General features: G+C 28.1%; 21 protein-coding genes. 10 read left to right on the top strand and 11 right to left on the bottom strand.

All coding sequences use genetic code 11. The features are described from left to right. Positions 1 to 19: 19 nt before the first annotated feature. The 3 genes from KQI77_RS03170 to yunB all read right to left on the bottom strand — a co-directional run bounded on the left by KQI77_RS03170 (position 20) and on the right by yunB (position 3,433). On the bottom strand, positions 20 to 919 hold the full coding sequence (locus KQI77_RS03170) for a nucleotidyltransferase domain-containing protein (RefSeq protein ID WP_216388308.1): 900 nt from the start codon (positions 917 to 919) through the stop codon (positions 20 to 22). 5 nt (positions 920 to 924) lie between these two features. Then, positions 925 to 2,712 carry a GTPase HflX gene (hflX, locus tag KQI77_RS03165; protein WP_216388306.1) on the bottom strand — a complete coding sequence of 596 codons (1,788 nt, stop codon included), beginning with the start codon at positions 2,710 to 2,712 and terminating at the stop codon, positions 925 to 927. Between the two features lie 73 nt (positions 2,713 to 2,785). Continuing rightward, the gene (gene yunB, locus KQI77_RS03160; RefSeq protein ID WP_253289318.1) at positions 2,786 to 3,433 is read right to left on the bottom strand and encodes a sporulation protein YunB; all 648 of its coding nucleotides are present in this window, start codon (positions 3,431 to 3,433) and stop codon (positions 2,786 to 2,788) included. 93 nt (positions 3,434 to 3,526) lie between these two features. On the opposite strand from yunB, the gene KQI77_RS03155 reads away from it, so the two are divergent. Together KQI77_RS03155 and KQI77_RS03150 are read left to right on the top strand one after the other, a co-directional pair. Then, positions 3,527 to 6,073, top strand: a complete 2,547-nt coding sequence (locus tag KQI77_RS03155) for a transglycosylase domain-containing protein (RefSeq protein ID WP_216388302.1) — start codon at positions 3,527 to 3,529, stop codon at positions 6,071 to 6,073. Positions 6,074 to 6,262: 189 nt separating this feature from the next. Next, positions 6,263 to 7,666 carry a sodium:alanine symporter family protein gene (locus KQI77_RS03150; protein ID WP_216388300.1) on the top strand — a complete coding sequence of 468 codons (1,404 nt, stop codon included), beginning with the start codon at positions 6,263 to 6,265 and terminating at the stop codon, positions 7,664 to 7,666. 1,100 nt (positions 7,667 to 8,766) lie between these two features. Here the strand turns inward: KQI77_RS03150 and KQI77_RS03145 are convergent. After that, entirely contained in the window at positions 8,767 to 9,597 is an 831-nt protein-coding gene (locus KQI77_RS03145) for a YcdB/YcdC domain-containing protein (protein WP_216388298.1), read from the bottom strand. A gap of 81 nt (positions 9,598 to 9,678) precedes the next feature. Continuing rightward, entirely contained in the window at positions 9,679 to 10,758 is a 1,080-nt protein-coding gene (locus tag KQI77_RS03140) for a GNAT family N-acetyltransferase (RefSeq protein ID WP_216388296.1), read from the bottom strand. Between the two features lie 221 nt (positions 10,759 to 10,979). On the opposite strand from KQI77_RS03140, the gene KQI77_RS03135 reads away from it, so the two are divergent. The 5 genes from KQI77_RS03135 to KQI77_RS03115 are packed head-to-tail and all read left to right on the top strand — an operon-like array spanning position 10,980 to position 15,256. Continuing rightward, entirely contained in the window at positions 10,980 to 11,519 is a 540-nt protein-coding gene (locus KQI77_RS03135; RefSeq protein ID WP_216388294.1) for a cupin domain-containing protein, read from the top strand. 22 nt (positions 11,520 to 11,541) lie between these two features. Further along, on the top strand, positions 11,542 to 12,594 hold the full coding sequence (gene potA / locus KQI77_RS03130) for a spermidine/putrescine ABC transporter ATP-binding protein (RefSeq protein ID WP_367397272.1): 1,053 nt from the start codon (positions 11,542 to 11,544) through the stop codon (positions 12,592 to 12,594). Continuing rightward, positions 12,587 to 13,429: an ABC transporter permease gene (locus KQI77_RS03125; protein WP_216388290.1), complete on the top strand. Its 843-nt coding sequence runs from the start codon at positions 12,587 to 12,589 to the stop codon at positions 13,427 to 13,429. Before potA ends, KQI77_RS03125 begins: the two co-directional genes overlap by 8 nt. Continuing rightward, the gene (locus tag KQI77_RS03120) at positions 13,423 to 14,226 is read left to right on the top strand and encodes an ABC transporter permease (protein WP_216388288.1); all 804 of its coding nucleotides are present in this window, start codon (positions 13,423 to 13,425) and stop codon (positions 14,224 to 14,226) included. Before KQI77_RS03125 ends, KQI77_RS03120 begins: the two co-directional genes overlap by 7 nt. Next, on the top strand, positions 14,213 to 15,256 hold the full coding sequence (locus KQI77_RS03115) for a PotD/PotF family extracellular solute-binding protein (protein ID WP_216388286.1): 1,044 nt from the start codon (positions 14,213 to 14,215) through the stop codon (positions 15,254 to 15,256). The genes KQI77_RS03120 and KQI77_RS03115 overlap by 14 nt, the downstream gene beginning before the upstream one ends. Before the next feature lie 71 nt (positions 15,257 to 15,327). On the opposite strand, the gene ndk is transcribed toward KQI77_RS03115, so the two are convergent. The 6 genes from ndk to KQI77_RS03085 all read right to left on the bottom strand — a co-directional run bounded on the left by ndk (position 15,328) and on the right by KQI77_RS03085 (position 22,262). After that, positions 15,328 to 15,732, bottom strand: coding sequence for a nucleoside-diphosphate kinase (ndk, locus tag KQI77_RS03110; RefSeq protein ID WP_216388284.1), 405 nt, complete (start codon positions 15,730 to 15,732; stop codon positions 15,328 to 15,330). 30 nt (positions 15,733 to 15,762) lie between these two features. Further along, positions 15,763 to 16,746 (bottom strand): glycoside hydrolase family 73 protein, encoded by a 984-nt coding sequence (locus KQI77_RS03105; protein WP_216388282.1) that lies wholly within the window; start codon positions 16,744 to 16,746, stop codon positions 15,763 to 15,765. 211 nt (positions 16,747 to 16,957) lie between these two features. Further along, a complete protein-coding gene (locus KQI77_RS03100; protein WP_216388280.1) occupies positions 16,958 to 18,343 on the bottom strand; it encodes a sodium:alanine symporter family protein in 1,386 nt (461 codons plus the stop codon). 254 nt (positions 18,344 to 18,597) lie between these two features. After that, the gene (gene leuA / locus KQI77_RS03095) at positions 18,598 to 20,265 is read right to left on the bottom strand and encodes a 2-isopropylmalate synthase (RefSeq protein WP_216388278.1); all 1,668 of its coding nucleotides are present in this window, start codon (positions 20,263 to 20,265) and stop codon (positions 18,598 to 18,600) included. A gap of 326 nt (positions 20,266 to 20,591) precedes the next feature. Further along, on the bottom strand, positions 20,592 to 21,152 hold the full coding sequence (locus KQI77_RS03090) for a hypothetical protein (RefSeq protein ID WP_216388276.1): 561 nt from the start codon (positions 21,150 to 21,152) through the stop codon (positions 20,592 to 20,594). A 153-nt stretch (positions 21,153 to 21,305) separates the two neighbouring features. Continuing rightward, positions 21,306 to 22,262: a D-2-hydroxyacid dehydrogenase gene (locus tag KQI77_RS03085; RefSeq protein WP_216388269.1), complete on the bottom strand. Its 957-nt coding sequence runs from the start codon at positions 22,260 to 22,262 to the stop codon at positions 21,306 to 21,308. Positions 22,263 to 22,375: 113 nt separating this feature from the next. Here KQI77_RS03085 and KQI77_RS03080 point away from each other — a divergent pair, with 113 nt between their 5' ends. From KQI77_RS03080 to KQI77_RS03070, 3 genes are all read left to right on the top strand, one after another. Then, complete coding sequence (locus KQI77_RS03080; protein WP_216388268.1) at positions 22,376 to 23,245, top strand: 50S ribosomal protein L11 methyltransferase; 870 nt, start codon at positions 22,376 to 22,378, stop codon at positions 23,243 to 23,245. Between the two features lie 59 nt (positions 23,246 to 23,304). Continuing rightward, entirely contained in the window at positions 23,305 to 24,879 is a 1,575-nt protein-coding gene (locus tag KQI77_RS03075) for a CotH kinase family protein (protein WP_216388266.1), read from the top strand. A 194-nt stretch (positions 24,880 to 25,073) separates the two neighbouring features. Then, positions 25,074 to 25,946: a transposase gene (locus KQI77_RS03070; protein ID WP_367397271.1), complete on the top strand. Its 873-nt coding sequence runs from the start codon at positions 25,074 to 25,076 to the stop codon at positions 25,944 to 25,946. The last annotated feature ends 116 nt before the right edge of the window (positions 25,947 to 26,062 follow it).

Below are 26,062 nucleotides of genomic sequence, written 5' to 3'. Positions count from 1 at the left end.
TAGCCCCCCTGTACGTTAATTAACTTTTTATCTTATATACATATTCTTTCATAATCCTTATTCCTGAAGAATCATACAATGGTCTTTTTTCTTGAATAACATATCCTCTTCTTGCTAATTCCTTAAGTATAAATTCTATCTTTATGTTAAATTCACTAAATAATTCTGAATGTGTAAGTTCATAAGCACTTACTGCTATTTCTTGATTAGATAAACATTCTAATAATAATTTTGAAGCTTCTATAAGATTATCCTGTATAAATATATCTACATAATCTATAGTTTCTTGTAGTACCTTTATTGTAACTTTACTATTAAACAAGTTAGTAACTACATTTTCTATTGAATGACTTAAATTAGAGGCCATAACCACTGAATCTTTTGTTTTTTCATATCCGTTTAAATTTATATATAATTTAGCAACTCCATCTAAAACTCTCATTAGAACCTCATATGATGTATTCAATCCTCCATTTATTAAATACTTTTTACATACACCTAAGTCACTTATTATATTACCAAGATACACCAAATTCCATTTTTCTAGCTGACTATCATTACTATATCTAGATCTATTATATATTTCACTTATAATTGCATCCTTAGAAAATACCATTTTAGATTTGGCCATTAAATCTCTAATAATTCCTTTATTACCTGATACCTTATCTAACTCTATAAATTCTTCTCTTGATAGAACCTTTGCATGTACTGGTACACCTTTTGACTCTGAAAATATATCTCTTATCTTATCATACTCATCTTCATATACTATGAAAATATCTATATCTGAGCCTTCCCAAATATCTCCTGATACTATACTACCATATGTGAACACTGCTCTTACTTTTTTATTACGTTTTAATGAGTTAGTTATTGACTGGAATGCTATCTGTAATTCAGCTATACTTTTTTTCATTATCTTTACTCCTCAAGAATATATTCCTTTGTTTTATTATAAAATTCATCTGTTACTTCTGCTTCTAAATAAGTTCCATTTTCTCTATATTCCTCTTCTATAACTCTGCAATTGTTATGAATCATTGATACTAATTGACCTTTATCATAAGGAACTAATAATTTTACTTTCTGCATATTATATGGAAGATTTTCTTCTATTATTGTTAACAATTCATCTAGGTTAAGACCTTCCTTCGCTGAAATTTCTATAATCTGCTCTAGCTTAGCATCTTTTCTTATTTCTTCGATTTGTTCTGGAGTTGCCTTATCCACTTTATTAAGTACTAATATCATTTTTTTGTCAGTTGCACCTATCTCTTTTAACACAGTTTCTACAGCTATTATTTCTGAAATAGCTGAATCAGATGATGCATCAACAACATGACATAATAAATCACTATAAACAACTTCTTCTAGTGTAGATTTAAATGCCTCTACTAAGTCATGTGGAAGTTTTCTAACAAATCCTACTGTATCAGTTAAAGTTATAATTCCTTTATTCTTAAGCTTTATGGCTCTTGTAGTTACATCTAGTGTAGCAAACAACATGTCAGCTTCAAATACTTTTTCTTTTTGACTTGTTTCGCTTGCTGCTTTTTCACATAAATTATTTCTTAAAGTAGATTTACCTGCATTAGTATAACCTACTAATGATACCTTAGGTATATTCTCTTTAGTTCTTTTACCTCTTTGAACTTCTCTTACTTTTTTTATTTTCTTAAGCTCTTTATTTAAGTCATATATAGCTTCTTCTATATGTCTTCTATCTGTTTCTAATTTCTTTTCTCCAGGACCTCTAGTTCCTATTCCGCCACCGGTTCTAGATAAAACAGTTCCTAGACCTTGTAGTCTACTCTTTCTGTACTTAAGTTGAGCAAGCTCCACTTGAATCTTTGCTTCTTTACTCTTTGCACGTCTTGCAAATATCTCTAATATAAGTGTTGTTCTATCTATAACCTTAGCACCTATATTAGCCTCTAGATTTCTTACTTGAGATCCTGATAATTCGTCATCAAATATTATAAGGTTAGCTTTTAACTTCTGTCTTAAAGTAGCTATCTCTAAAACCTTTCCCTTGCCTATAAAAAATGCTGGATCTACCTTAGATCTACTCTGAAACACTGTTTCTAGAACAGGAATATCACATGCTTCTGCTAAATCATATAATTCATCTAAACTCTCTCTAGTATCTGAGCCTACTAATATAGCTTTTTCTGTATCTTCTTCAATTACATCACTCTTCTTAACTAAACTCTCAGAATAACGAATCATTTCTGATATGTTAATAGAATACGCTTGTTCTATTGATATATTATTCTTCTCCTCATAAGTTAATATATCGTTCTTTACAAAAATAGTTGCCATAGATAAATCAGTTATTCTACCATCAAGTATTCCAACTGCAACTATAGCATCTAACTTAAGCTTAAGTAATGCTGATATATCTAATGCTGATAAATGACTATTACCATTAGGATGTGTATGTATAACTCTAACACCACATAATTTCTTCTCTACTAATTCTAATATAGGAAGAGAAACAGATGTAGAATCTCCTATAGCTACTGAAATTACATTGCCTCTTCTATCTATTGCTACGCTTACTTCTTTCTCTATAATAGATGATATTCTTGTTATTTTATCTATTATTTCAATGTTACATATCTCATCTCTTGAAGTTTTGACTTTATGTAATAAATCTAATTCTTCTAAATATGATTTTTTGATACCTTCTATATTTCCTGTAACCATAATTGCTAGTCTCCTTAATTAGTCTTATTTTTAACTTATATTATACCAAAAAGGAAGATTAATTTCTTCCTTTTTAGTTTTTTCCGAAATCTATTGCTGTACTTGGAATTTTTCCTATTATTATAGTATCTGCAATTGGTACTGTACATGTTACTATAAATTCTTCATTATGTAATGGTACTTCTATTTTAACTGTAGCTTTTGCCTCTAGATTGATTATATGTCTTGTTTGATTTATGCCGGCACTCTCAAATATAGAATTATATTCTACTTCTAGGTTACCTACAGGCTCTAAATTTACACATATGTCTGGTCCTAGTTCATAAAAAGTACTATTATCACTAATCCATCCTAACGGAACCTCTATTCCGACTTTTCCCATTTTGTCCAATTTATTATTGCATTTTATAGCTAATTTAGACGATAAATAATTAAGTTTAATAGTGTTAGCTCTTATTAATGAAATATTATTTTCAGAATCTCTATCTATTATCATCATTTCATTATATGAGAACTCATCGCTAAGTAATTCTAAACTTGTTTCATTAATAATTTCAACTACTTTTGCCTTAACTTTAACCTCGCTCATTTTTAAAACAGAAGGAAATATTCTTTTGTCAAAAAAATAAGCAAAAAAAGTTAGACAAATAACAATAAATAATGATATAATCACAATATATTTTTTCCTATTTTTGGAATATTTTTTGTTTTTATAATTCATGTTTATACCTTTATATTGAGTTATTAATACACTAATATTATAATTATGCTATAATATTTTATATTATTATTATTTATTTTACAGGAGGATAAAATGGCAACAAACAACAATAACAATAATAAAAATCAAGCCAAAAAATCCAATAATACAAAAAAAGTAAGCTATCCTTACAATAATAAAGCAACTACTTCTTCTAAAAGTAATCAAGCAAAAAATGTCGTAAATAATAAAACTTCCAAGAAGAAAAAAAAGAAAAAAAGATCTCTTGGTTTTCGAATATTTAAAGGAATCTTTTTAACTGTATTTTTCTTATGCTTAACTATAACTGTTATAGGCTTAGGATATGTTTTTGCAATTATAAAAAGCACTCCAGATTTAGATGTAAATGCAGTAAAAGCCTTAAGTGAACCTACATCTGTTTATGATGATAATGGTGAATTTATGGATAACCTTATTTCTGAAGTAGATAGAAATGTAATAAGTTATGAAGAAATACCTCAGAATCTAAAAGATGCCTTTACATCCATTGAAGATCAGAGATTTTATACACATTTTGGAATTGATCCTATAAGAATTGTTGGTTCATTTGTAACAGATGTAAAAAAAGTTTTTTCAGGTAATACTCAATTCCATGGTGGTTCAACTATAACTCAACAATTACTAAAAAACACTATATTAACTAATGAGAGTTCTCAGATTGAACGAAAAATCAAAGAAATGTGGCTTGCAATTCAATTAGAAAAGCAATTATCAAAAGATGAAATTTTATGTCTTTATCTAAACACAATCCCTATGGGTGGAACTGCCTATGGTGTAGATGCAGCTGCTAATTTATACTTTGCAAAACCTGCTAGTCAACTTAATCTAATAGAATGTGCATATATTGCAGGTATTACTCAAGCTCCAACTACTTATAGTGCATATTCTTGTTCTAACAAAGAAACATATATTAATAGAACTAAAACAGTCCTATCTAAGATGTTAGAACTAGGAAAAATATCTCAAGAAGAGTACAATCAAGCAATTACAGATATCGACAATGGTGGTTTAGTATTCTCTTCAACTCATAAATCATACAAACTAGAATATGAGTGGTACATTAACCCTACAATAGCACAAGTAAAAGAAGATTTAATTAACAAATACAAATATACAAAAGACGAAGTTTCAAAATTACTAGCAAATGGTGGTTTAAAAATATACACAAACATGAATAGAGAATTACAAGATTATGCACAACAAGTTCTTGATGAAACCACTGTTTATAATGGCGAAGAGGTAATACCAAATAGTAATACCCCAGCCTTCCAAGCTGCTTGTACTATCGTCGATTATCATACAGGTTCTGTTAAGGTAGTAATAGGTGGTCGTGGTGAACATACTGCACAATCAACTAATAGAGCTTATAGTGAATTACGTTCTATAGGGTCATGTACTAAACCATTAACTGTATATGGTCCAGCTATAAATGAAAAGATATTAACAGCAGCTTCTACAATAGATGATGCACCTATTCCTGAAAGCGAAGGATTATTTGATTCTGATGGAACACCATACAATCCTAATAATGATGACTTCAAATATGCAGGTAATGTAACATTAAGGGATGGTATTATGTATTCTAAAAATGTAGTTGCTGTTCTTGTAGAAAACAAACTAGGGGTTGATACAGGTAAGGCTTATGGCAAAGAATTTGGTTTAAAATATAATGATGATTATACAGGTATTGCAACCCTTGCCTTAGGACAATTCCGTAATGATCCTAAGAATCCTGATGGAGGTACTCCTTATATATTAGCTTCAGCATTTGGTGTATTTGGTAATAAAGGTGTCTATACTGAACCTAGACTATATTCTAAGGTAGAAGATGCTTCAGGTAATGTAATACTAGATAACGAGGTTGAAACAAAAGAGATTTTCTCAAAGCAAACAGCTTATATAATGTATGACTTATTAAAAGGTTCTAGATCTTATACAGGTCCAAGTGCTCAATGGGGATCTATGCCAACTGCTGGTAAAACAGGAACTCCAACTGACTTCAAAGACTTATGGTTCTCAGGACTTACACCATATTATTCTGGATCTGTATGGCTAGGTTATTATAATAGTTCAGTTAATTTAAATGAAAAATATGGACTTAACTCTAACTCAGCAGCTGCTGTATGGGCTAAGATAATGGAAAAAGCTCATGAAGGATTGGAAGTTAAAGATATAGAACAACCTTCAGGTATAACAACAGCCACTGTATGCAAGGATTCAGGAAAGCTAGCTACTAGCTTATGTTCTAGTGATCCTAGAGGCAATCGTGTATATACTGAAATGTTTATAGAAGGTACTGAACCAACATCTTATTGTGACGCACATGTTAATTATGGTGGTGGTGTTTTGGTAAAAAAAGCTAATCCAAACCCTGTTACTGCAGATTATCCTTACTTAATAGGAAGTACTAATTACTCTACTAATACAAAATATAGAAATAGCAACAAATATAATGAGAATAATAATAACGAGAATAATAATGAAACTAACAATGAAGATAACAATGACAATAATAATTCTCATGATAATGAAAATAATGACAATAATCACAATAATGACAATAACTCTGATACTGAAAATGAAAATAATCCTGAAGAATAATATTTGAATTATTCAAAATATAAAAAACCACCATTGAATGATATGATTCTGGTGGTTTTTATATTTTGTTAATTTCAATAAAGTAAATTTAAAATGCAATTTATAAACAGTATTTCTTGCATTTTTTTAAATTTCACTATATAATTTATTAAAAAGAATGTCTAAATATGAATTACAGGGAGGATATTTATGCTATTTTTAAATGACTTAGCAGATAAATGCAACAATTTTTTATGGACATATATCTTAATCGCTCTTTTATTGTGCTTAGGATTATTTTTCTCATATAAAACAAAATTTGTACAATTCAGAATGATAAAAGAAATGTTTCGTTTATTAGGAGATAGTTTCTCAAGTAATGAAGATAATAAAGGAATATCTTCATTCCAAGCTTTTTGTATAAGTACCGCTTCTAGAGTTGGTACAGGTAATCTTGCAGGTATTGCAATTGCTATAACTATAGGTGGCCCTGGTGCAATATTTTGGATGTGGATAATTGCACTAATAGGAGCTGCTTCAAGTTTTATCGAATCAACTCTAGCTCAATTATACAAAGAAAAAGATTCTAATGGTGACTATATAGGCGGACCAGCTTTTTATATGAAAAAAGCTCTAAATAAAAAATGGATGGGATTAATATTCGCAATACTTATCACTGTCACATTTGGATTAATATTTAATTCTGTACAATCAAATACTATTACTTCTGCAATAAATACTGCTTTTGGATTTAATAAAAACATAATAGGCATACTAATAACCATTTTAACATTTATTATAATATTCGGTGGTATTCATAGAATCGCAAAAATATCAGAAGTAATTGTTCCAATTATGGCCATAGCTTATATATTAATAGCTCTACTTGTTATAATAATTAACATAACTAAGCTTCCTTCAGTAATTGCACTTATAATAAAAAGTGCATTTGGAATAAAGCAAGTTGCAGGTGGTACTCTAGGTGCTGCATTATTAAATGGTATTAGAAGAGGTTTATTCTCAAATGAAGCAGGTATGGGTAGTGCGCCTAATGCTGCAGCAACTGCAACAGTATCACACCCAGTAAAACAAGGCTTAATCCAAACATTAGGTGTATTTACTGATACAATTATAATATGTAGCTGTACAGCTTTCATTATACTATTATCTGATGTTGATCCAGTTACTAGTGGACTAAAAGGTATAGAACTTACTCAAAAAGCTCTTTCTTCACAGGTTGGTTCATGGGGTAACTACTTTATTGCCATATGTATATTATTATTCTCATTTAGCTCTATTATAGGAAACTATTATTATGGTGAATCTAATATAGAATTTATATCTAAAAAGAAACATGTTCTAACTATATATAGATTGTTTACTGTATTTATGGTCTTTTTAGGCTCTAAAGTAAGCTTAGATTTTGTATGGACTTTAGCTGATATATTTATGGGGCTTATGGCAATAATCAATTTAATTGCAATTGCAATGCTTTGTAAGACAGCCTTTAGATTATTAAAGGATTATGAAGATCAAAAACGTTCTGGAATAAAAGAACCTGTATTTACAGCAAAATCTATGCCTGATTTAAGTAATATAGATGCTTGGAAGTAAGTATTGATAATTAAAATATAATAGCATTAGTTGCAGTAACCTATTGTTCCATATTATTTATACTAATATTTAATTCTTCATGGTTATATTATTCTATATCTACTTATAATCTAACCCTAACAATAATGGTTACTTCCACTAAGCTTATTATATTTTAATTATTTAAGCGTTATGGTGATTTTTAATATATCTATATTATTAACAAGTATCTTAAGTCTTCAGTAATTCTTACTTTTAAAAAATTAGCTAATATATTTTTTGATTACTTATTTTTTAAGTTAATTAATATCAAATTATTGATTTAAGTAAAATAATATTATTATGATGAAAAATCCAATGTTATTTGATAATGTTAATATTATGATTTTCTTTTTTAGTATCAATATTATTGCTTTGAATAAATATTGATAATTAAAATATAATAGCATTAGTTTCAGTAACCGATTGTTCCATATTGCTCATACTAATTTTTAATTCTTCATGGTTATATTATTCTATATCTACCTATAATTCTAACCTTAACAGTAATGGTTACTTCCACTAAGCTTATTATATTTTAATTATTTACGCGTTATGGTGATTTTTAATATATCTATATTATTAACAAGTATCTTAAGTCTTCAGTAATTCTTACTTTAAAAAATTATTGAATATATTTTTTGGATTACTTATCTTTTAAGTTAATTAATATCAAATTATTGATTTAAGTAAATTATCTATAATAGAATTTAGTATTTCTTATAATAAAAAAGTAAAGATCCCGTTAAAAATACTATACTGTTTGAGCTTTAGTGAGTTTATAGTATTTAGGGATCTTTACTCTTTTTTATTATATTAGTAAATACTTAATGATATTATATTATTTACTTAAACATATAATTTTGATATTAATTATTGTAAAATATAAGTTATCTAACAATTAATATTTCAATAATTTTTCAGAAATTCTTAATTATGCTATTTATGAAAACATATAATATTTGATACTAATCATTAGAAAACATAATTTTTATTATACTAAATAACATTGGATTTTCATATTATCTTATTTACTTAGAACATATAATTTTGATATTAATTATTGTGAAACATAAGTTATTTTATGATGTTGCAGTACTAACATTATCTTTTATTGTATTAATTACTTTACCAGATTTAGTAGAAACAAATACCTTCATTTTTACTTCTTTATCTGACATATCTTTTCCTACTATAGAAACAACATAGCTTAATTCTGTCTTAGTCTTGTCCTCATTATCACAAAATGCTGTAAATGTTTCTCCTTCTTGAACAACACCATCATTATTTAACTTATTAAACGATTCTAATGCTGTAGCTTCTGCAATATTTTTTTCTACATTTATCACTATCTTTTCTGGACTTTTTTGAGATTCAACATTAGTATATCTTGTTAAATATCCAGTATACTTATCTATTTGTATTACTATTTGATCGCTATAAAATGGGAAGCCACCTTTATATTTAGTGAAAACATAACTATAATATGTTACATTACCTTCTTGCTTTTCTTCTTCCTTAAACTTATAATCACCATTAACCAATATAGATACATATTTTTCTGCAGTCTCTCTAGCTACATCTGCATCTATTTTTTCTCCAATAGGATTATTTCTATTATAATTAAATCCTATTACCTTGCCTTTTTCGTTTAAATCTACTCCAAAATCTTTTGATGTTATAGAATAATAGTCATTATCTCCATCACTTTGTTTACTTATATCGAAATTTATATCCTCAATTTTTTTATCTTTGCTAACCATATCATTATCATATAACACTTGTATAAAATCTTTAGCTATATTTATTTCTTTTTTTATTTTTTTATCAAATATGAGAATAGCTACTACTATTAAAACAATTAAAATTGCAACGGTACATATTAATATTTTTCCGTTTAATTTCTTTTGCATAAAAACCTCCATGGTAAAAAATTATTTTAATTAAAAACTCTCTTAAGTTATATTTTACACTAAACTTATGATTATTTAAAGCTATTCATAATTTACACCTATAGCTTTTCCTACATCCTTAGCCAATTTAATACCACCTATTTTGTCTACTAATCTTAACATCAATTCCATTTGCCCCATTATATTACTACTCAACATAACCTTCCCATTGTCAACAAATGGCTTATCTATTAATCTTCTTGTAGGTATATATTTAGAATCTTCATCATCCACTTGATTTTTTGGTACAAATATTCCTTCTAATACGTTACTTGCAATAAGAAACTTTATAGCCTTTCCTTGTGCACATATATATTCACTTGATCTGATATTGTCTTGTATATAGCTACTATTAAGTTCTGAATCTACTATACACTTACTACCTGGTAGAATAATTATATCCCATTGCTTTTTGTCCACATTATTATATAAAACAACATTTGAATCTATATTTATCTTGGAATTTATAGATATATTACTTATATCAAATATCTTTTTACCATTAATCTCATTAGCAATTGTTAGTATCTTCTCTACTAACGCATAATCAAATAATTCCATATTGTCATATACAAATATTCCTACTTTTTTTTCTTCTGTAATAACTTTATGTGAAAAGTTCTCCTTAGTTAACCTAATACCAATTTCTTCATTATATTGACCAGTAACTTCAAAACCAAATTTCTTTACTAAGTTAAATCCTTCTCTTGTAGTTACATTATCTATAACCATTCTACCCCCAAATTCAAAGAAATAATATTCTAATAACAAGTTAAAAGCCTCTTCACCATACCCCTTCCTACGTTCACTATATAATATCTTTATATTAAATCTAGCACTCTTAGTAACACAATCGTATCCATGAAAACTTACCTCTCCTACAGGTTTATCTTCATCTACTGTATATATCAAGCAATAGAAGTTCTTTTTATCCTCTGCCTTTATCATACTATTGTAGAACCTCTCCCACTTCTCTTCTGATATATCATAAACTCCACCTATATCTCTCATAGTATCCTCATCACTCCATAGCTTAGATACAAACTCCATTTCACTCAATTCTGGCTGCTTTATATATATTTTCTTACCATTTCTCCTATAATTTATCTTATCATTAACCATTTTTACACCTACATATCTTTGTTTTATACCTTATAATATCTCATATTTATTATTCATTATCAATATTATTTCTAATCTTATCATTATTTTTTTTATTATTTTTTTATTTTATATTGATTTATATATAATTTCTAGTATATAATACATTTGTTTGTTTAGTAATTTTAAACTTAGAGTTTAGTATTATTTTACTAAACATTATGTAGAAAGACGGTGAAATATTGGAAATAGGTAATAAAATTCGTAGTCTTAGAATAGAGAAAAACTTAACCCAAGAAGAATTAGCTAACAGATGTGAATTATCTAAAGGTTTTATTTCGCAGATAGAGAACGACTTAACTTCTCCTTCTATCGCTACATTAATAGATATTTTAGAAATATTAGGGACAAATCTTATGGAATTCTTCAGTGACAAGACAGATGAGAAAATTGTCTTCACACATGAAGATATGTTTACTAAAGACAATAACGAACTTAAATTCAATTGTATGTGGTTAGTTCCAAATTCACAAAAAAATAGTATGGAACCAATTCTCCTTACGTTAGAACCTAACGGAAGATATGCTGAAGAAACTCCTCATGAAGGTGAAGAGTTTGGATATGTGTTATCTGGTTCTATTATTCTTCACTTAGGTGATAAACTGCATAAAGTAAAAAAAGGTGAGAGTTTCTATTTTAAACCTAAGGAGAATCATTACATTGCTAATGCTGGAAAAAGTACTGCAAAAGTTATATGGGTTAGCAGCCCACCATCGTTTTAATATTATTTAAAAAGGAGTCCTGTTGATGAATGAAACTATTATAAAACTTAACGGAATAAAAAAATCATTTGGTGACAATATAATATTAGACAATTTGTCTCTAGATATAAAAGAAAATGAATTTTTAACTTTATTAGGACCTTCAGGTTGTGGTAAAACCACTACCCTTAAGATAATAGCTGGTTTCGAATCTGCTGATGATGGTACTGTCTTCTTTAATAACGTGGACATAACTAACATGCCACCTAACAAAAGACCTCTTAATACTGTTTTTCAGAAGTACGCATTATTCCCTCATATGAATGTATATGAGAACATTGCTTTTGGTCTTAGAGTTAAGAAGCTTCCTGAAACAGACATAAAGAATAAAGTTACTGAAATGCTTAAATTAGTATCTTTATCTGGTTTTGAGAAGAGAAAAATCCCTTCTCTAAGTGGTGGTCAACAACAAAGAGTAGCTATTGCCCGTGCATTAGTTAACGAGCCTAAAGTTTTATTATTAGATGAGCCTTTAGGTGCACTAGATCTTAAGCTTCGTCATGAGATGCAATTAGAACTTAAAAAAATTCAAAAGCGTTTAGGAATAACATTTATATTTGTAACACATGACCAAGAAGAAGCACTAACTATGTCAGACACTATAATAGTTATGAATAAAGGAAAGATTCAACAAATGGGAACTCCTGAAGATATCTATAATGAGCCTGCTAATGCTTTTGTTGCTAATTTTATTGGAGAAAGTAATATACTAGATGGTATAATGCTCGAAGATTTTAAAGTTTATTTTGCAGATACTGAATTTGAATGTGTAGATAAAGGTTTTCAAACAAATGAAAATATTGATGTAGTTATACGACCAGAAGATATAAAAATTCTTTCTCCTGAAGAATCAAAACTAATTGGCAAAGTAAATTCTGTAATATTCAAAGGAGTTCATTATGAAATAGAAGTCATAGAGAATGATAGAACTTGGATATTGCATAACACAAAACATGTTGAAGTTGGAAATATCATAGGACTAGGAATTTATCCAGAAGATATTCATATTATGAGAAAGGTGGCAGACAATGAATAAAAAACATTCAGCATATGCATCTTATCCATACACTGTATGGAGCATAATATTTATAATAATACCTTTAATAATTGTATTATTTTATAGTTTTACTACTTCTAATGGTACAGGTTATAGCTTTTCGTTAGATAATTTTCACAGATTATTTTCGAAACAATATTTAAATATATTTACACGTTCACTTATTATTGCAGCTATTTCTACATTTTTATGTTTACTTATAGGATATCCTGTAGCATATATTATATCTAAAATGGCTCCTAATAGAGGATCTCTTTTGGTTATGTTATTCATTCTTCCTATGTGGATGAACTTTCTACTTAGAACATATGCTTGGCTACCTATACTAGGTAAAAACGGAATAATAAACAGCTTTTTATCTAACTTTGGAATAGGACCTATATCCTTTTTATACAATGATGGAGCTGTACTGTTAGGTATGATATATAATTTTTTACCATTTATGATTCTACCTATATATACAATATTATCAAAGATGGACCATGATCTTATAAATGCTGCAAAAGATTTAGGTGCTACTAGATTTACAGTTTTTAAGAAAATAATTTTCCCATTAAGTCTACCAGGTGTAATGTCAGGAATTACAATGGTATTTATGCCTGCTGTGTCAACATTTGTTATATCTAGCTTATTAGGTGGCGGACAATATATGCTTCTAGGTAACTTAATAGAACAACAATTTATAACTATGGGTAATAAGAACTTTGGTTCAGCTATATCAATAATAATGATGATTATAATACTTATATCTATGGCTATAATGAATAGATTTGGAGGAACAGATAAAGAAGGAGGTGCTGGTGGTATATGTTAAGCAAATTAGAAAACTTCATTAAAAGATTCTATTTGATTCTTATATTTATATTTTTATATGCACCAATTGTAACATTAATGATATTTTCCTTTAATAATTCTAAGTCTATGTCTCATTGGGGTGGATTTTCATTAAAATGGTATTCTAGTCTTTTTCAAAATAATAGATTAATGAATGCCCTTTATTATACTATATTAATAGCAGTTATATCTTCTGTTATTTCAACTATAGTAGGAACATTTACAGCTATTGGAATTAACAAAATAAAAAAAGGATCATTTAAAACTATACTTTTAAATATAAATTATTTACCAGTTCTTAATCCTGATATAGTTACAGGTATTGCACTTATGTCGTTATTCATATTTTTTAATTTTGAATTTGGCTTTATTACTATGCTTTTAGCTCATATAACATTTAGCATACCTTATGTTATATTATCAGTGCTACCTAAACTAAAACAAATGCCAGATAATGTAGAAGAAGCAGCACTCGACTTAGGTGCTACTGAATTCTATACTATAAGAAAAATAATATTACCTCAGATAAAACCAGGTATTATCTCTGGATTTCTAATGGCATTTACAATGTCTGTAGATGATTTTGTAATATCATTCTTTACTAATGGTCCTGGTGTTTCTAATCTATCTATAGAAATATATTCTATGGCTAGAAGAGGTATTAAACCTGAAATAAACGCATTATCAACAATAATGTTTATTGTTGTTCTTCTGCTATTAATTATTGCTAATGGCAAATCATTTATAAGAGGTGATAAAAACAATGAAAATTTTTAAAAAATTACTTGCACTTGTATCTATAATTTTAATTATCTCAACTTCAATTATTGGCTGTTCATCTAAAGATTCTAGCAAAACAATAAATGTTTTTAATTGTGGAGATTACATAGATGAAGATTTATTAGAAAAATTTGAAGATGAAACTGGTTACAAAGTAGTATATAACACTTATGATACTAATGAAATAATGTACTCTAAAGTAACTTCTGGAACTACAAAATATGACTTGGTGTTTCCTTCTGATTATATGATAGAAAAAATGATATCAGAAAATCTATTAGAAGAAATTAACTTCGATAATATTCCAAATTATAAATATATAGGTGAAGATTATAAAGGTCTATCTTATGACCCAGATAATAAATATTCTGTTCCATATATGTGGGGAACTATAGGTATTATATATGATCCATCTCAAGTAAAAGAAAAGATAACTAATTGGGATATATTATGGGATAAAAAATATAAAGATAATATAATAATGTTTAACTCACTTAGAGATGCCTTCTCAATTTCACTTATGAGATTAGGTTATTCTATGAATTCTACAGATAAATCTGAAATATCACAAGCTGCTGATGAACTAGTTAAGCAAAAAGCATTATCTAGAGCATGGCTTGTAGATGAAGTTAAAGATGCAATGCTAAATGGTGAAGCTGCTCTTGCCACTGTATGGTCTGGAGATGCTGCTTATATAATGGAATCTGATCCTTCTCTAAAATATGTAGTACCAGAATCAGGATCAAACAAATGGTTTGATGGAATGTGTATTCCAAAAGGTGCACCTAACAAAGAAGGAGCTGAAGCATTAATTAACTTCCTTACAGATCCAGAAAATTCATTACAAAATGTAGAATATATAGGATATTATACACCTAATACTGAAACATATAAGTTGCTTGATGAAGATACAAAAGCATCTTACCCATCAAGTAAATTATTAGATAAATGTGAAGTATTTAAGGATTTACCAAAAGATATATTTGAATTCTATAATGAAGAATGGACTAGAATAACAGGAGTATAAAAACACAAAAAATTAAGGTAGCATTTAGCCACCTTAATTTTTTTATTAGAAACTCAATATCTAACTATAAGTTATTCATCACCGAACCATAATTCTATTTCTTTTTTTGCGTTTTCTAAACAATCTGAAGAATGAACACTATTCTGAGTACCATCTATACCTATAGCCCTTCTAATTGTTCCGTACTCTGCCTCATCTGGTCTAGTAGCACCATTTATCTTTCTAACACGCTCTATTGCATCATCACCTTCAACTATCATAGCACATAGAGGACTTCTAGTTATATATTTTATTAATTTCTCGTAGAATTCCTTTCCTTTATGACATTCATAATGCTTCTCAGCAAGTTCTCTTGAAACTTGTAGCATCTTTATGTTAGCTATCTTCAATCCAGCCTCTTCATAATAAGAAATAACCTTTCCTATTAAATTTCTCTCAACTGCATCAGGTTTAATTAATACTAAGGATCTTTCCATAATTATTCCCTCCATCTAACTACTTATTAATTACACTTCACTATCTAATACCATTAAATTATTTTCTCTTATTATCTGTATTAATAAATCAGCGTATATTAATGTTCCGTTTTCATCTTTTAGTGTTGCATATCCAGCTCTTTCTAGAGCTTCTGCTTGTTCTGTATAATTTCCCCCATTGAAAAAGCCATTTTCCCTATATCTTGAATTATTATTGATAAAAGCGCCAAGATCAAGCACTGATTCTTCAATAGTATTATATGCTCTAAAGTTAGCTTTTATTACATCATCATAATTTTCCTTCGTAGAATAATTACATATTGCTCCATTCCAACTACTATCTGCTTTTATACCATAATAGTTATTGTATTTAGTCGCCAATTCTGATGTTCCCCATTGAGATTCTAATATAGCTTGCCCTATTGCTATTGATGGTAAAACTCCATATTTTTCATAGCATCTCTTACTAGGTTCTGTTAAATTATGTATAAATTCTTCCTTAGATATATCTTTTCCATTATATTTTTCTCTTAAACTAACATTTTTTAAACTATTAAGTATTTCCTCTGCCTTCTCTTTTTGCTTATCAGTAAGCAGTAATTTATCTAGTGTTTCATTAAAGCTTCTTCTTTTTGTAGTACCATCTATATACATAGCATTAGATATTTCACTTATAGTATTTTCGTCTATTACTTTAAAATCTTCAGTAGAAAGTACTGCATTTATAGCAGCTAACTCCTTCCAATTAAGTTGAGCTTTATCCTGCGAATGTTTATCTGCTTCATCAATAAATAAATTAATTTCATCTGATGTAATACTAGGTATATTTGATACATTGTCTTGAAGCTTATTAATTCCTATTGCTAAAGCCATAATAATTATTATAGAAAATAGAAATCTATTTCTATTCCTTTTTTTTCTTTTAAGTTTAATAATTTGTGCTTTTTTGTTCCTTGAAACATTTCTTTTGTTTATATTTCTTGAATTATAATTCTGAACCTTTCTTTTTTCCAACTTCTTCACCTTTATTTCTAATAATAAAAGGTGAAAATACCGTTTAAATGCTATATTTTAAGATTTTGCTTACTTTATAGCATCAATGAATTTTCACCTCTTCACCATCTTAGAAATACCTAATATAATTTATATAAAAATAAATGTGTTAATAATTTTGTTGCTTATTAAAAATGACTAACCTAATTATACAATTTACTAAACATAAAATCTATGCTATCTCTATCTCTTCTTCTTGTGTTCTTCCTTTTAATTTAGAAAAATATAATTCTGTTTCATGTGCAATAACATTCCTTAAACCTATTAAACCTATTAAGTTCGGAATAGCCATTAAACCATTAACTATATCAGCAACTGTAAATATTAAATCTATTGACATAAATGGTCCAATTGCAACTAATACTATGAATACTGCTCTATATATTACTATGGATTTTGTACCAGCTAAATATTGCATACATTTTTCACCATAATAATTCCATCCTAATATAGTAGTAAATGCAAAGAACATTAATCCAACATTGACTATATATTTTGCAACTGTTGATACACCCAAACCAATTGCAAATGCTTGTGTTGTAACTTCTGCACCTTGTTCCACTCCACCATGAGCACCTGTAAGAACTATTGCTAAACCTGTCATTGTACAAATTATTATTGTATCAAAGAATGTTCCTGTCATAGATATTAATCCTTGTTTAACAGGTTCTTTTGTCTTTGCTGCTGCTGCCGCAATAGGCGCACTACCTAATCCAGCTTCGTTAGAGAAAACTCCTCTTCCTACACCTTTTGATATAGCCATCTTAACTGTTACACCTGCAACACCGCCCATTGCTGCTGATGGTTTAAATGCAGTTTTAATAATTACAGCAAATGCACCAGGAACAGCTTTTATGTTTATAACAATTAAAACAACTGCTGCTAATATATACAAAAGAGCCATAAAAGGTACAACCTTCTCTGAAACTTTTGATATTCTCTTTATTCCGCCAAATACTACTAAAGCTACTAATACAGTTACTACAACCGCTGTAACAGCAGATGGAACATTAAATGCTATCTTAGCTGCTTCTGCTATAGATTTTACTTGTCCAAATGTACCTATTCCAAAAAATGCGACTCCAACTCCTAAGACTGCAAATATCTTAGCAAGCCATTTTAATCCTAGACCATTTTGTATATAATACATAGGTCCTCCAGCCATTTCTCCATTTTCGTCTACAGTTCTATATTTTATTGCAAGAACACCTTCTGCATATTTTGTTGCCATTCCAAAGAAAGCAGCAATCCACATCCAGAATAAAGCCCCTGGTCCTCCTGCTTTTATAGCTGTTGCTACTCCAACTATATTACCTGTACCTATTGTTGCCGATAATGCCGTACATAATGCTCCAAAACTTGAAACATCCCCCTTTGCATCATCATCATCTTCTTCATCATCTTTACCAAATACATATTTCAATGCTAATGGTAACTTAGTAATCTGTACTAATTTTAATCTAAAGGTTAAATATATACCTGTTCCTACTAATAGAATAAGTAAAGGTGGTCCCCATAGAAAATCATTAATACTAGTAAGTACACTAGATAAAGACATATCTTTCACCCCAAAACTTTATTTTTTTAATACTTACCTATTATAATATATTTATTGTTGTAAAATCAATTTTTTTGTAGAATATTAGAATAAAAATCAAAAAATGAGTTAGCATTTAAAATGTTGTATCGGATAAATTTTAATAAGTTTACAACATTTAGCTAACTCAATTTTTATATTTAGAAATTATTAATTAAATTATGCTATTAAAAAAGCATATAACAATTGGTACTAATCATTAGAAAATATAATGTTTATCTGTATAATCTATTAAGTGCACTAAATACAGCCTTTACTGATGCAATTGTAATATTGCTATTTACTCCTACACCAAATGTCTCTTTCTTTGTATCATTTCTTGATACTTTAACATAAGAAGCAGCCATAGCTTCTGAACCTTTTCCTAATGCATGTTCACTATAATCTAAAATAGAAATATCTGCAATCTTTGCATCTACTATAGCATTCTTTAAGGAATTAAGAGGACCATTACCTACACCTTCTATAACTTTTTCCTCTCCATTATATTCAAATCTTACTTTTATTCTAGTATCTACCTTAGGGTCATCTACATTCTCATCTGTAACTGCACATTTGATAAATTTAAATGGTCCTACTATATCTAGATATTCTTCTTTAAATTTATCCATAATTAATTGTGGTGCAACTTCACCTTTTGATTCAGATATCTTTTGAATAACATCTGCAAATTCTTTATGCATTGCTTTTGGCATCTTATAACCATAATATTTGTCCATTACAAAGGCAACTCCACCTTTTCCAGATTGACTATTGATTCTTACTAATGCTTCATATTCTCTTCCTAAATCTCTAGGATCAACTGGTAAATATGGAACTTCCCAATATTGTCCATGTCTCTCATTATATTTAGTCATACCCTTGTTAATTGCATCTTGATGTGAACCCGAGAATGCTGTAAATACTAATTCTCCTGCATATGGATGTCTTATATGAACTGGAATCTTACAACATCTTTCATACACATCTATAATCTTCTCGATATCTTCTAGATTAAGTTCTGGATTAACACCTTGAGAGAACATATTATATGCAATAGTTAATACATCTACATTACCTGTTCTTTCTCCATTACCAAATAATGTTCCTTCTACTCTATCTGCACCTGCAAGCATAGCTAATTCTGCTGCTGCAACCCCTGTTCCTCTATCATTATGAGGATGCACACTAACTATTACTCTATCTCTATCCTTAAAATGAGTACACATCCATTCTATTTGATCTGCAAAAACATTAGGAGTATCCATCTCAACTGTTGAAGGTAAGTTAATTATAACTTTATTATCTTTAGTTGCTCCCCATACATCACATACAGCATCACATATTTCTAAGGCATAGTCTACTTCAGTACCTGTAAAACTTTCTGGAGAATATTCTAATCTTAAATTACCTTTAAAATCTTTAGCATATTCTTTAACTAATTGTGTTCCTTCTACTGCTATATTCTTAATCTCTTCCTTAGACATATTAAACACAACATCTCTTTGTAATATAGAAGTTGAATTATATATATGTAATATAGCATTCTTAACTCCTTCTAATGATTCAAATGTCTTCTTGATTAAATGTGGTCTAGCTTGAGTTAATACTTGTACATATACATCATCAGGAATCATATTATCATCAACTAATCTTCTTAAGAAATCATATTCAATCTGAGATGCTGATGGAAAACCGATCTCTATTTCTTTAAATCCAAGTTCTACTAAAAGATTGAACATTTCTATCTTTTCATCAACTGTCATAGGATTAACTAATGCTTGGTTACCATCTCTTAAGTCTACTGAGCACCAAATAGGAGCCTTTTCAATAAACTTATCTGGCCAAGTTCTTTCTTTTAATTTAATTGTTTCAAATCTCTTATACTTCTTGTAATTTAACATTATCTACTATACCTCCCCGTAAATAGTAAAAAACCGCATAAAACCCAATTGGAGCTTTTATGCGGTACCATCCAAAAAAATACTTAATTAAAATAACGATCTTAACAACCGGTAAGTCTTCTTAAAACTTACAGCTCATAAGCAAGTTCAAAAGCGATTATCTGTGAACTTCCAGCAACTGTTCTACTCTCTATAAGATATCTTTCTTCTTACTACTCTTAATCATAGCTTATACATATTTTGTTTATTGATACTAATAATACTACACTCTTCAATACATGTCAATAATTTGATTTGTTTTTATTATTTATATGTTTCTTAATAAGCTAATATAACGAAATATTTAAATTATATTTTTGTATTAATTCTTTTAATTCATTCTCAACATTATATCTCTTATTATCTACATCTGAATAATCCGAATAATTTTCTAGAGAATATTCTCCTGCCTCTATTATAGAATTTGTAAATGTTTCAAATCCATCTACATAACCTTTTAATTCGTCTAACATAACATCAGGTGCATATTCATACATTTTATCTCTAATTGAATTATTAGCTTCTATAATTGAATTGATGTCTTGAATATTATCTTGAACTCCTCCATAGAAATCATTCATAATCTTAGTAGTATTCTGTGAAAATTGCTTATAATATGTAACTAATTCCTCTACTTGTTCAGCAGTTACATCCTTTAAATCATTCTCAGTAAAATAACTTTCTGATTTTTTTTCTTCTACTTCTGGCAATCCATCTTGCTCTACCTCTACCTTACTCTCTTGTTTATCTTTTTTATTCTTATCAGAATTATTGCAACAAATCATACTAATAGATATACTGCTTATCATAATACAAGCAATCATTTTCTTAATACTCTTTATATTCATACAATCATCCTTTCCCCCAAAAAAATTAACTTCTAAATACCATATAATAAATTATACCATATTTTTTAATTTTTCGTAAATTAATTCTTATAATTTTAACAAACGATTGTAGTCTTATGGGTAAAATTGCACTAAACTTGTATTATTTCTTGGTTATACTATTCTATTTCTTTTATTACCTTTGTAGAATTCTGTAATATTCTTGCACACTTCTCCTAATAATCTACTCCTAGCTTCTATACTTGCCCATGCTACATGTGGAGTTAATATAACTTTATCTGGATTCTTTAATGATAATAATGGATTATCCTTCTTAATTGGTTCTACAGTAAATACATCTAAAGCTGCTCCTAATATTCTTTCTTCATCTAATGCTCTCGCCAAATCTTCATCTACTACAATAGGACCTCTTCCTACATTTATCAAAACAGCATTCTTTTTCATTTTGCATATATTATCATAGTTAATAAGGCCTAAAGTATTATCATTAAGAGGTGCATGAATAGATATAATATCAGATGTTTCTAATAACTCGTCTAATTCTATTCTTTTATATTTTGAATCATTATTTCTACCTGAAGTTGAATAATAACTTACTTCTGCACCAAACGCAGTTGCAATCTCTGCTACTTTTCTACCTATAGCCCCTAGTCCTATTATTCCCCATTTCTTACCAGCTATATCATAAAAAGTTTTACTAACATCAGTGAATAGTCCAGATTCAGTATATTTATAACTCTTAACATAATTATCAAAATAAGAAATTCTATTATATAGTGATAAAAGTAATGCAAATGTATGCTGAGCTACTGTATTAGTTGAATATCCTGCCACATTAGTTACTGCAATATTATTTTTCTTAGCATACTCTATATCAATATTGTTATATCCAGTAGCAACTTCACATATTATCTCTAGATTCTTTGCATACTTCAAATTATCTTCATTAAGTACAACTTTATTTACTAAAACTATATTAGCATCTCTTATTTTATCTATAACATCATCTTGATTAGTTGTTTCATACATAATTAATTCACCAAAAGATTTAAGCATATCAAAGTCTAAATTTCCTAAAGTTTCTCTCTCTAAAATAACTATTTTTTTCATAGCAATTCACCTCTCCTTTTCTTTATTTTATCACACTCTAACTTTACTTTTCATTTTTTCTATACTAAAATTAGCTATATGAAATACATTCATATAAGGAGGATTTTTACTTAATGTTTATTTTATGTTACCAAGTACCTTACAATCGTGTTGATAATATAATAGAGAATTTACAGATAAATGATATCTATGATGTATTCTATGAAAGTCCTATTGAAATTACAACTGATGATAATGGTTATGATTATATAGTTAAAGAAGATGAACTTGTCACATTAAAAGTTGCATTTACAGGAGAATTTGAAGAATTAAAAAGTTTCAATAACATAGTGCAACCTATAGTAGGTGAAAAATGTTTCAATATATTAGAAGAGGAAGATACATCTTATGATGACTTTTCTATTCCTGCTATAGATATTGATGAAACATGGGTACTTGCATCTCCAGAAGAAGAAGTTGCTGATAATAAGAAAAAGATTAACTTCATATCTCAAGGTGCCTTTGGAACAGGTCTTCATGAAACAACTCAAGACTTACTTCGAGTTATATTATCTAAAGACTTTGAAGGCAAAAAAGTCCTAGATATAGGAACAGGATCAGGAATATTATCTATTGCTACAGCTATAAAAGGAGCAAGTTCAGTTACTGCACTAGATATAAGAGATGTTACTGATGAAGTACTTCTAAACGCATCACTTAACAACTTATCTAATATAGAAGTTAAAATAGGAGATGTACTATCTAATGAAGTTTCTATTGATGATGAATTTGATTGGATATATATCAATATAGGTGGCGATGAAACTAAGATGTTCATGGATTATATCAAAGATCATCTTAAACAAGACGGATATTTACTAGTTTCAGGATTAGTTGAATGGAATTATGATAAAGTAAAGAACATAGTAGAAGAACATGGATTTACTCTAACAGAGAAACATCAGAGTAATGAATGGTGTACTGCTATATTTGCAAACAAATAATTATTATTAGGGAGCGCAATATTTTTATTTGTGCTCCCATTTCTTATAAGGGGGTTTTTATGAAAAAGAAAAACTTTATTTTTATATCTATATGCTTAATAGTCATTACTTTATTATCATTTTTTTTATTTATACACAAAAATTCTTCAAAGAATACTTATCCTATAGCAAAAATTCCTTCTAACTATAAAATAAACAAAGCTACTCAAGGAGAAGCAATTGAAGCAAATTATTCAAAGCTCTTTAATACTGAAAATATTGAAACTGTTAAAATAAATATATCTAAGAAAAATTTAAATTATCTTTTAGATAATGCACTAGATACTCCTACCGTTTTGGCTAATTCTATATCTATCGGCAATAATAAAATTAATTATGTTGGAATAAGAACTAAAGGAAATTCAACATTAAGAAATGTACATGATGATAATTCTAACAGATTTAGTTTTTCCATTAACTTTGGAAAATATATAAAAAAATCAGAATATGGTGAAAAACAAAATTTCTATGGTTTACATAAAATTTCTCTAAATAATATGTATGGAGATGCAACATTATTAAAGGAATATCTTTCTTATAAATTAATGACTGATATGAATATTCCTACTCCTTACTATGCTTTGGTAAATCTCTACATAAACGATGAAAACTACGGACTATATCTATTACTAGAGAATATAGATGAAGCTCTAATTAACAGAACATTAAAAGAAGAAGGGGGTTTATTATGTAAACCTGAACTTCCTGGAAGCGATTTATTATGTACCAAAGATTATAACTCATTTGATATTAGTTCAACAGATTATAAAGATAATGATATATATAAAGATTATTCAGGCATATGGGATAATGTTAATGAAGGTATAGATATAAATAATTATAAAAAATCAAAAAAAATAAAACTTAATAATCAAATTAATTCTACTATAGAATGGATCAAAAATCTTAATTTATTAAGTTCTTCTGAGAGTTGTAATACTGCTGAATATAAATCTTCATTAGAAAAGTTAATAGATGTTGATGAGGTAATCAGGTATTTTGCCGTTAATACATATCTAGTTAATCTAGATAGCTATCAATCAGGCAAAGCTCATAATTATGCCTTATATCTTAATAACGTTGCTAGAATAATTCCTTGGGATTATAATTACTCTTTTGGTAACTATGGTACAACAGAAGCCACAGATATGGTTAACTTTGATATATATAATCCTTTAATTGATGTTGATATATCTAAAAGACCTCTACTTAATGTAATTCTTAAAAATTCAGATTATAGAGCATTATACGAAAAATATTTAGAAGATTGTGTAATTATCACAACTAAAGGTGGACAAACTAGTGATAATAAATCATATGCACCTAATAATTATATAAATACTATATCAAATATGAAATCAAAATTGTTAGATAAATATACAAACAATTCTTGTTTCTATAAGAAAAAAGATTTTCTTATAGCTACTGACGGATTAACACAACTCATAACAGCTAGATCTTTATCTGTGGATAAACAATTAAATGGAGACACCACCCCTGTGGATATCGATGTAGATATGACTGACTTAGGTAAATCAACAGCTAGCACTTATGCCGATTTCAACCTAAGTAATCCTTTTAATAAAAATTATTAAATTTATTCACTTTTGATCATTTATTTTTATAGTTAATTAATATCAATTATTATTGATTCAAATAAAACAATATTATAATGAAAAAGGGGCTGTTGCACAACTAATTTATAATTAGTGGTGCAGCAGCTCTGTTTTTATGCAAAAAAAATAAATCCCATCCTTAAAAAGAATGAGATTTATAGTAAAATATTAATATGAACAAAACAAATATTTTACATAAGAATTATATAATTAATAGAAAATTTTATCAACTAAAATTACCAATAAATGTTGAGTGTATGATTCCAAGTAATGATTCTGTACGTTTGCTAAGTCAATTTGTTGAGGAGATGGATTTATCAGATTTATATATGACTTATTCCAAAGTAAAGGAAAATCAAGCATCGCCACGAAAGTTACTTAAAATCATGTTATACGGATATATGAATAAACTTTATTCATCAAGAGACATAGAAAAGGCTTGTTATAGAGATATTAATTTTATGTATCTATTAGAAGGTTCTAAAGTACCAGATCATTCAACATTTGCACGATTTAGAAGTCTTCATTTTGCACCTTGTGCTACACGTATTCTTAGTGAGGCAAGTAACTTTCTTTATAAAATAGGTGAAATTTCAGGAGAAGCAATATTTATTGATGGTACTAAAATAGAAGCTAGTTCAAATAAATATACATTTATATGGAAGAAAGCTGTTACTAAAAATATGAAAAGACTTCTAATTAAGATTGCAGACTTTGTTTCTGAATGCAATGAACTTTATGGAATCAAAGTTGGATATAAAAACATCATAAAATTAAAAGATATAAAAAAGTTAAGAAAAAAGCTTTATAGAATCAAAAAATCTGAAAATATAGAATTCGTACACGGATGTGGTAAAAGAAAAACTGCTTTACAGAGCTCGATTGAAGCTCTTGAAAAATACTGTAATAAGCTTAAAGAATATACAAAGAAAATACATATATGTGGCAAGCGTAATAGTTATTCAAAAACAGATAAAGATGCTACATTTATGAGAATGAAAGAAGATGCTATGAAAAATGGTCAGCTTAAACCAGCTTATAATTGAGGATATTTCATAATAGAAATATCCCAATCTGTGGATAACTTTTTAAATTTTTTCTAAAAAAGCCGATAGCAAAGCTAGGTAACTGAAATTACCTTTTTTTGATATTTATTTTTATG

The sequence above is a fragment of the Clostridium sp. MSJ-8 genome (assembly GCF_018918325.1).
Taxonomy (GTDB): Bacteria; Bacillota; Clostridia; order Clostridiales; family Clostridiaceae; genus Clostridium.
The sequence above is the reverse complement of the archived record's forward strand: the minus strand, read 5'-3'. Positions and strand labels throughout refer to the sequence as shown.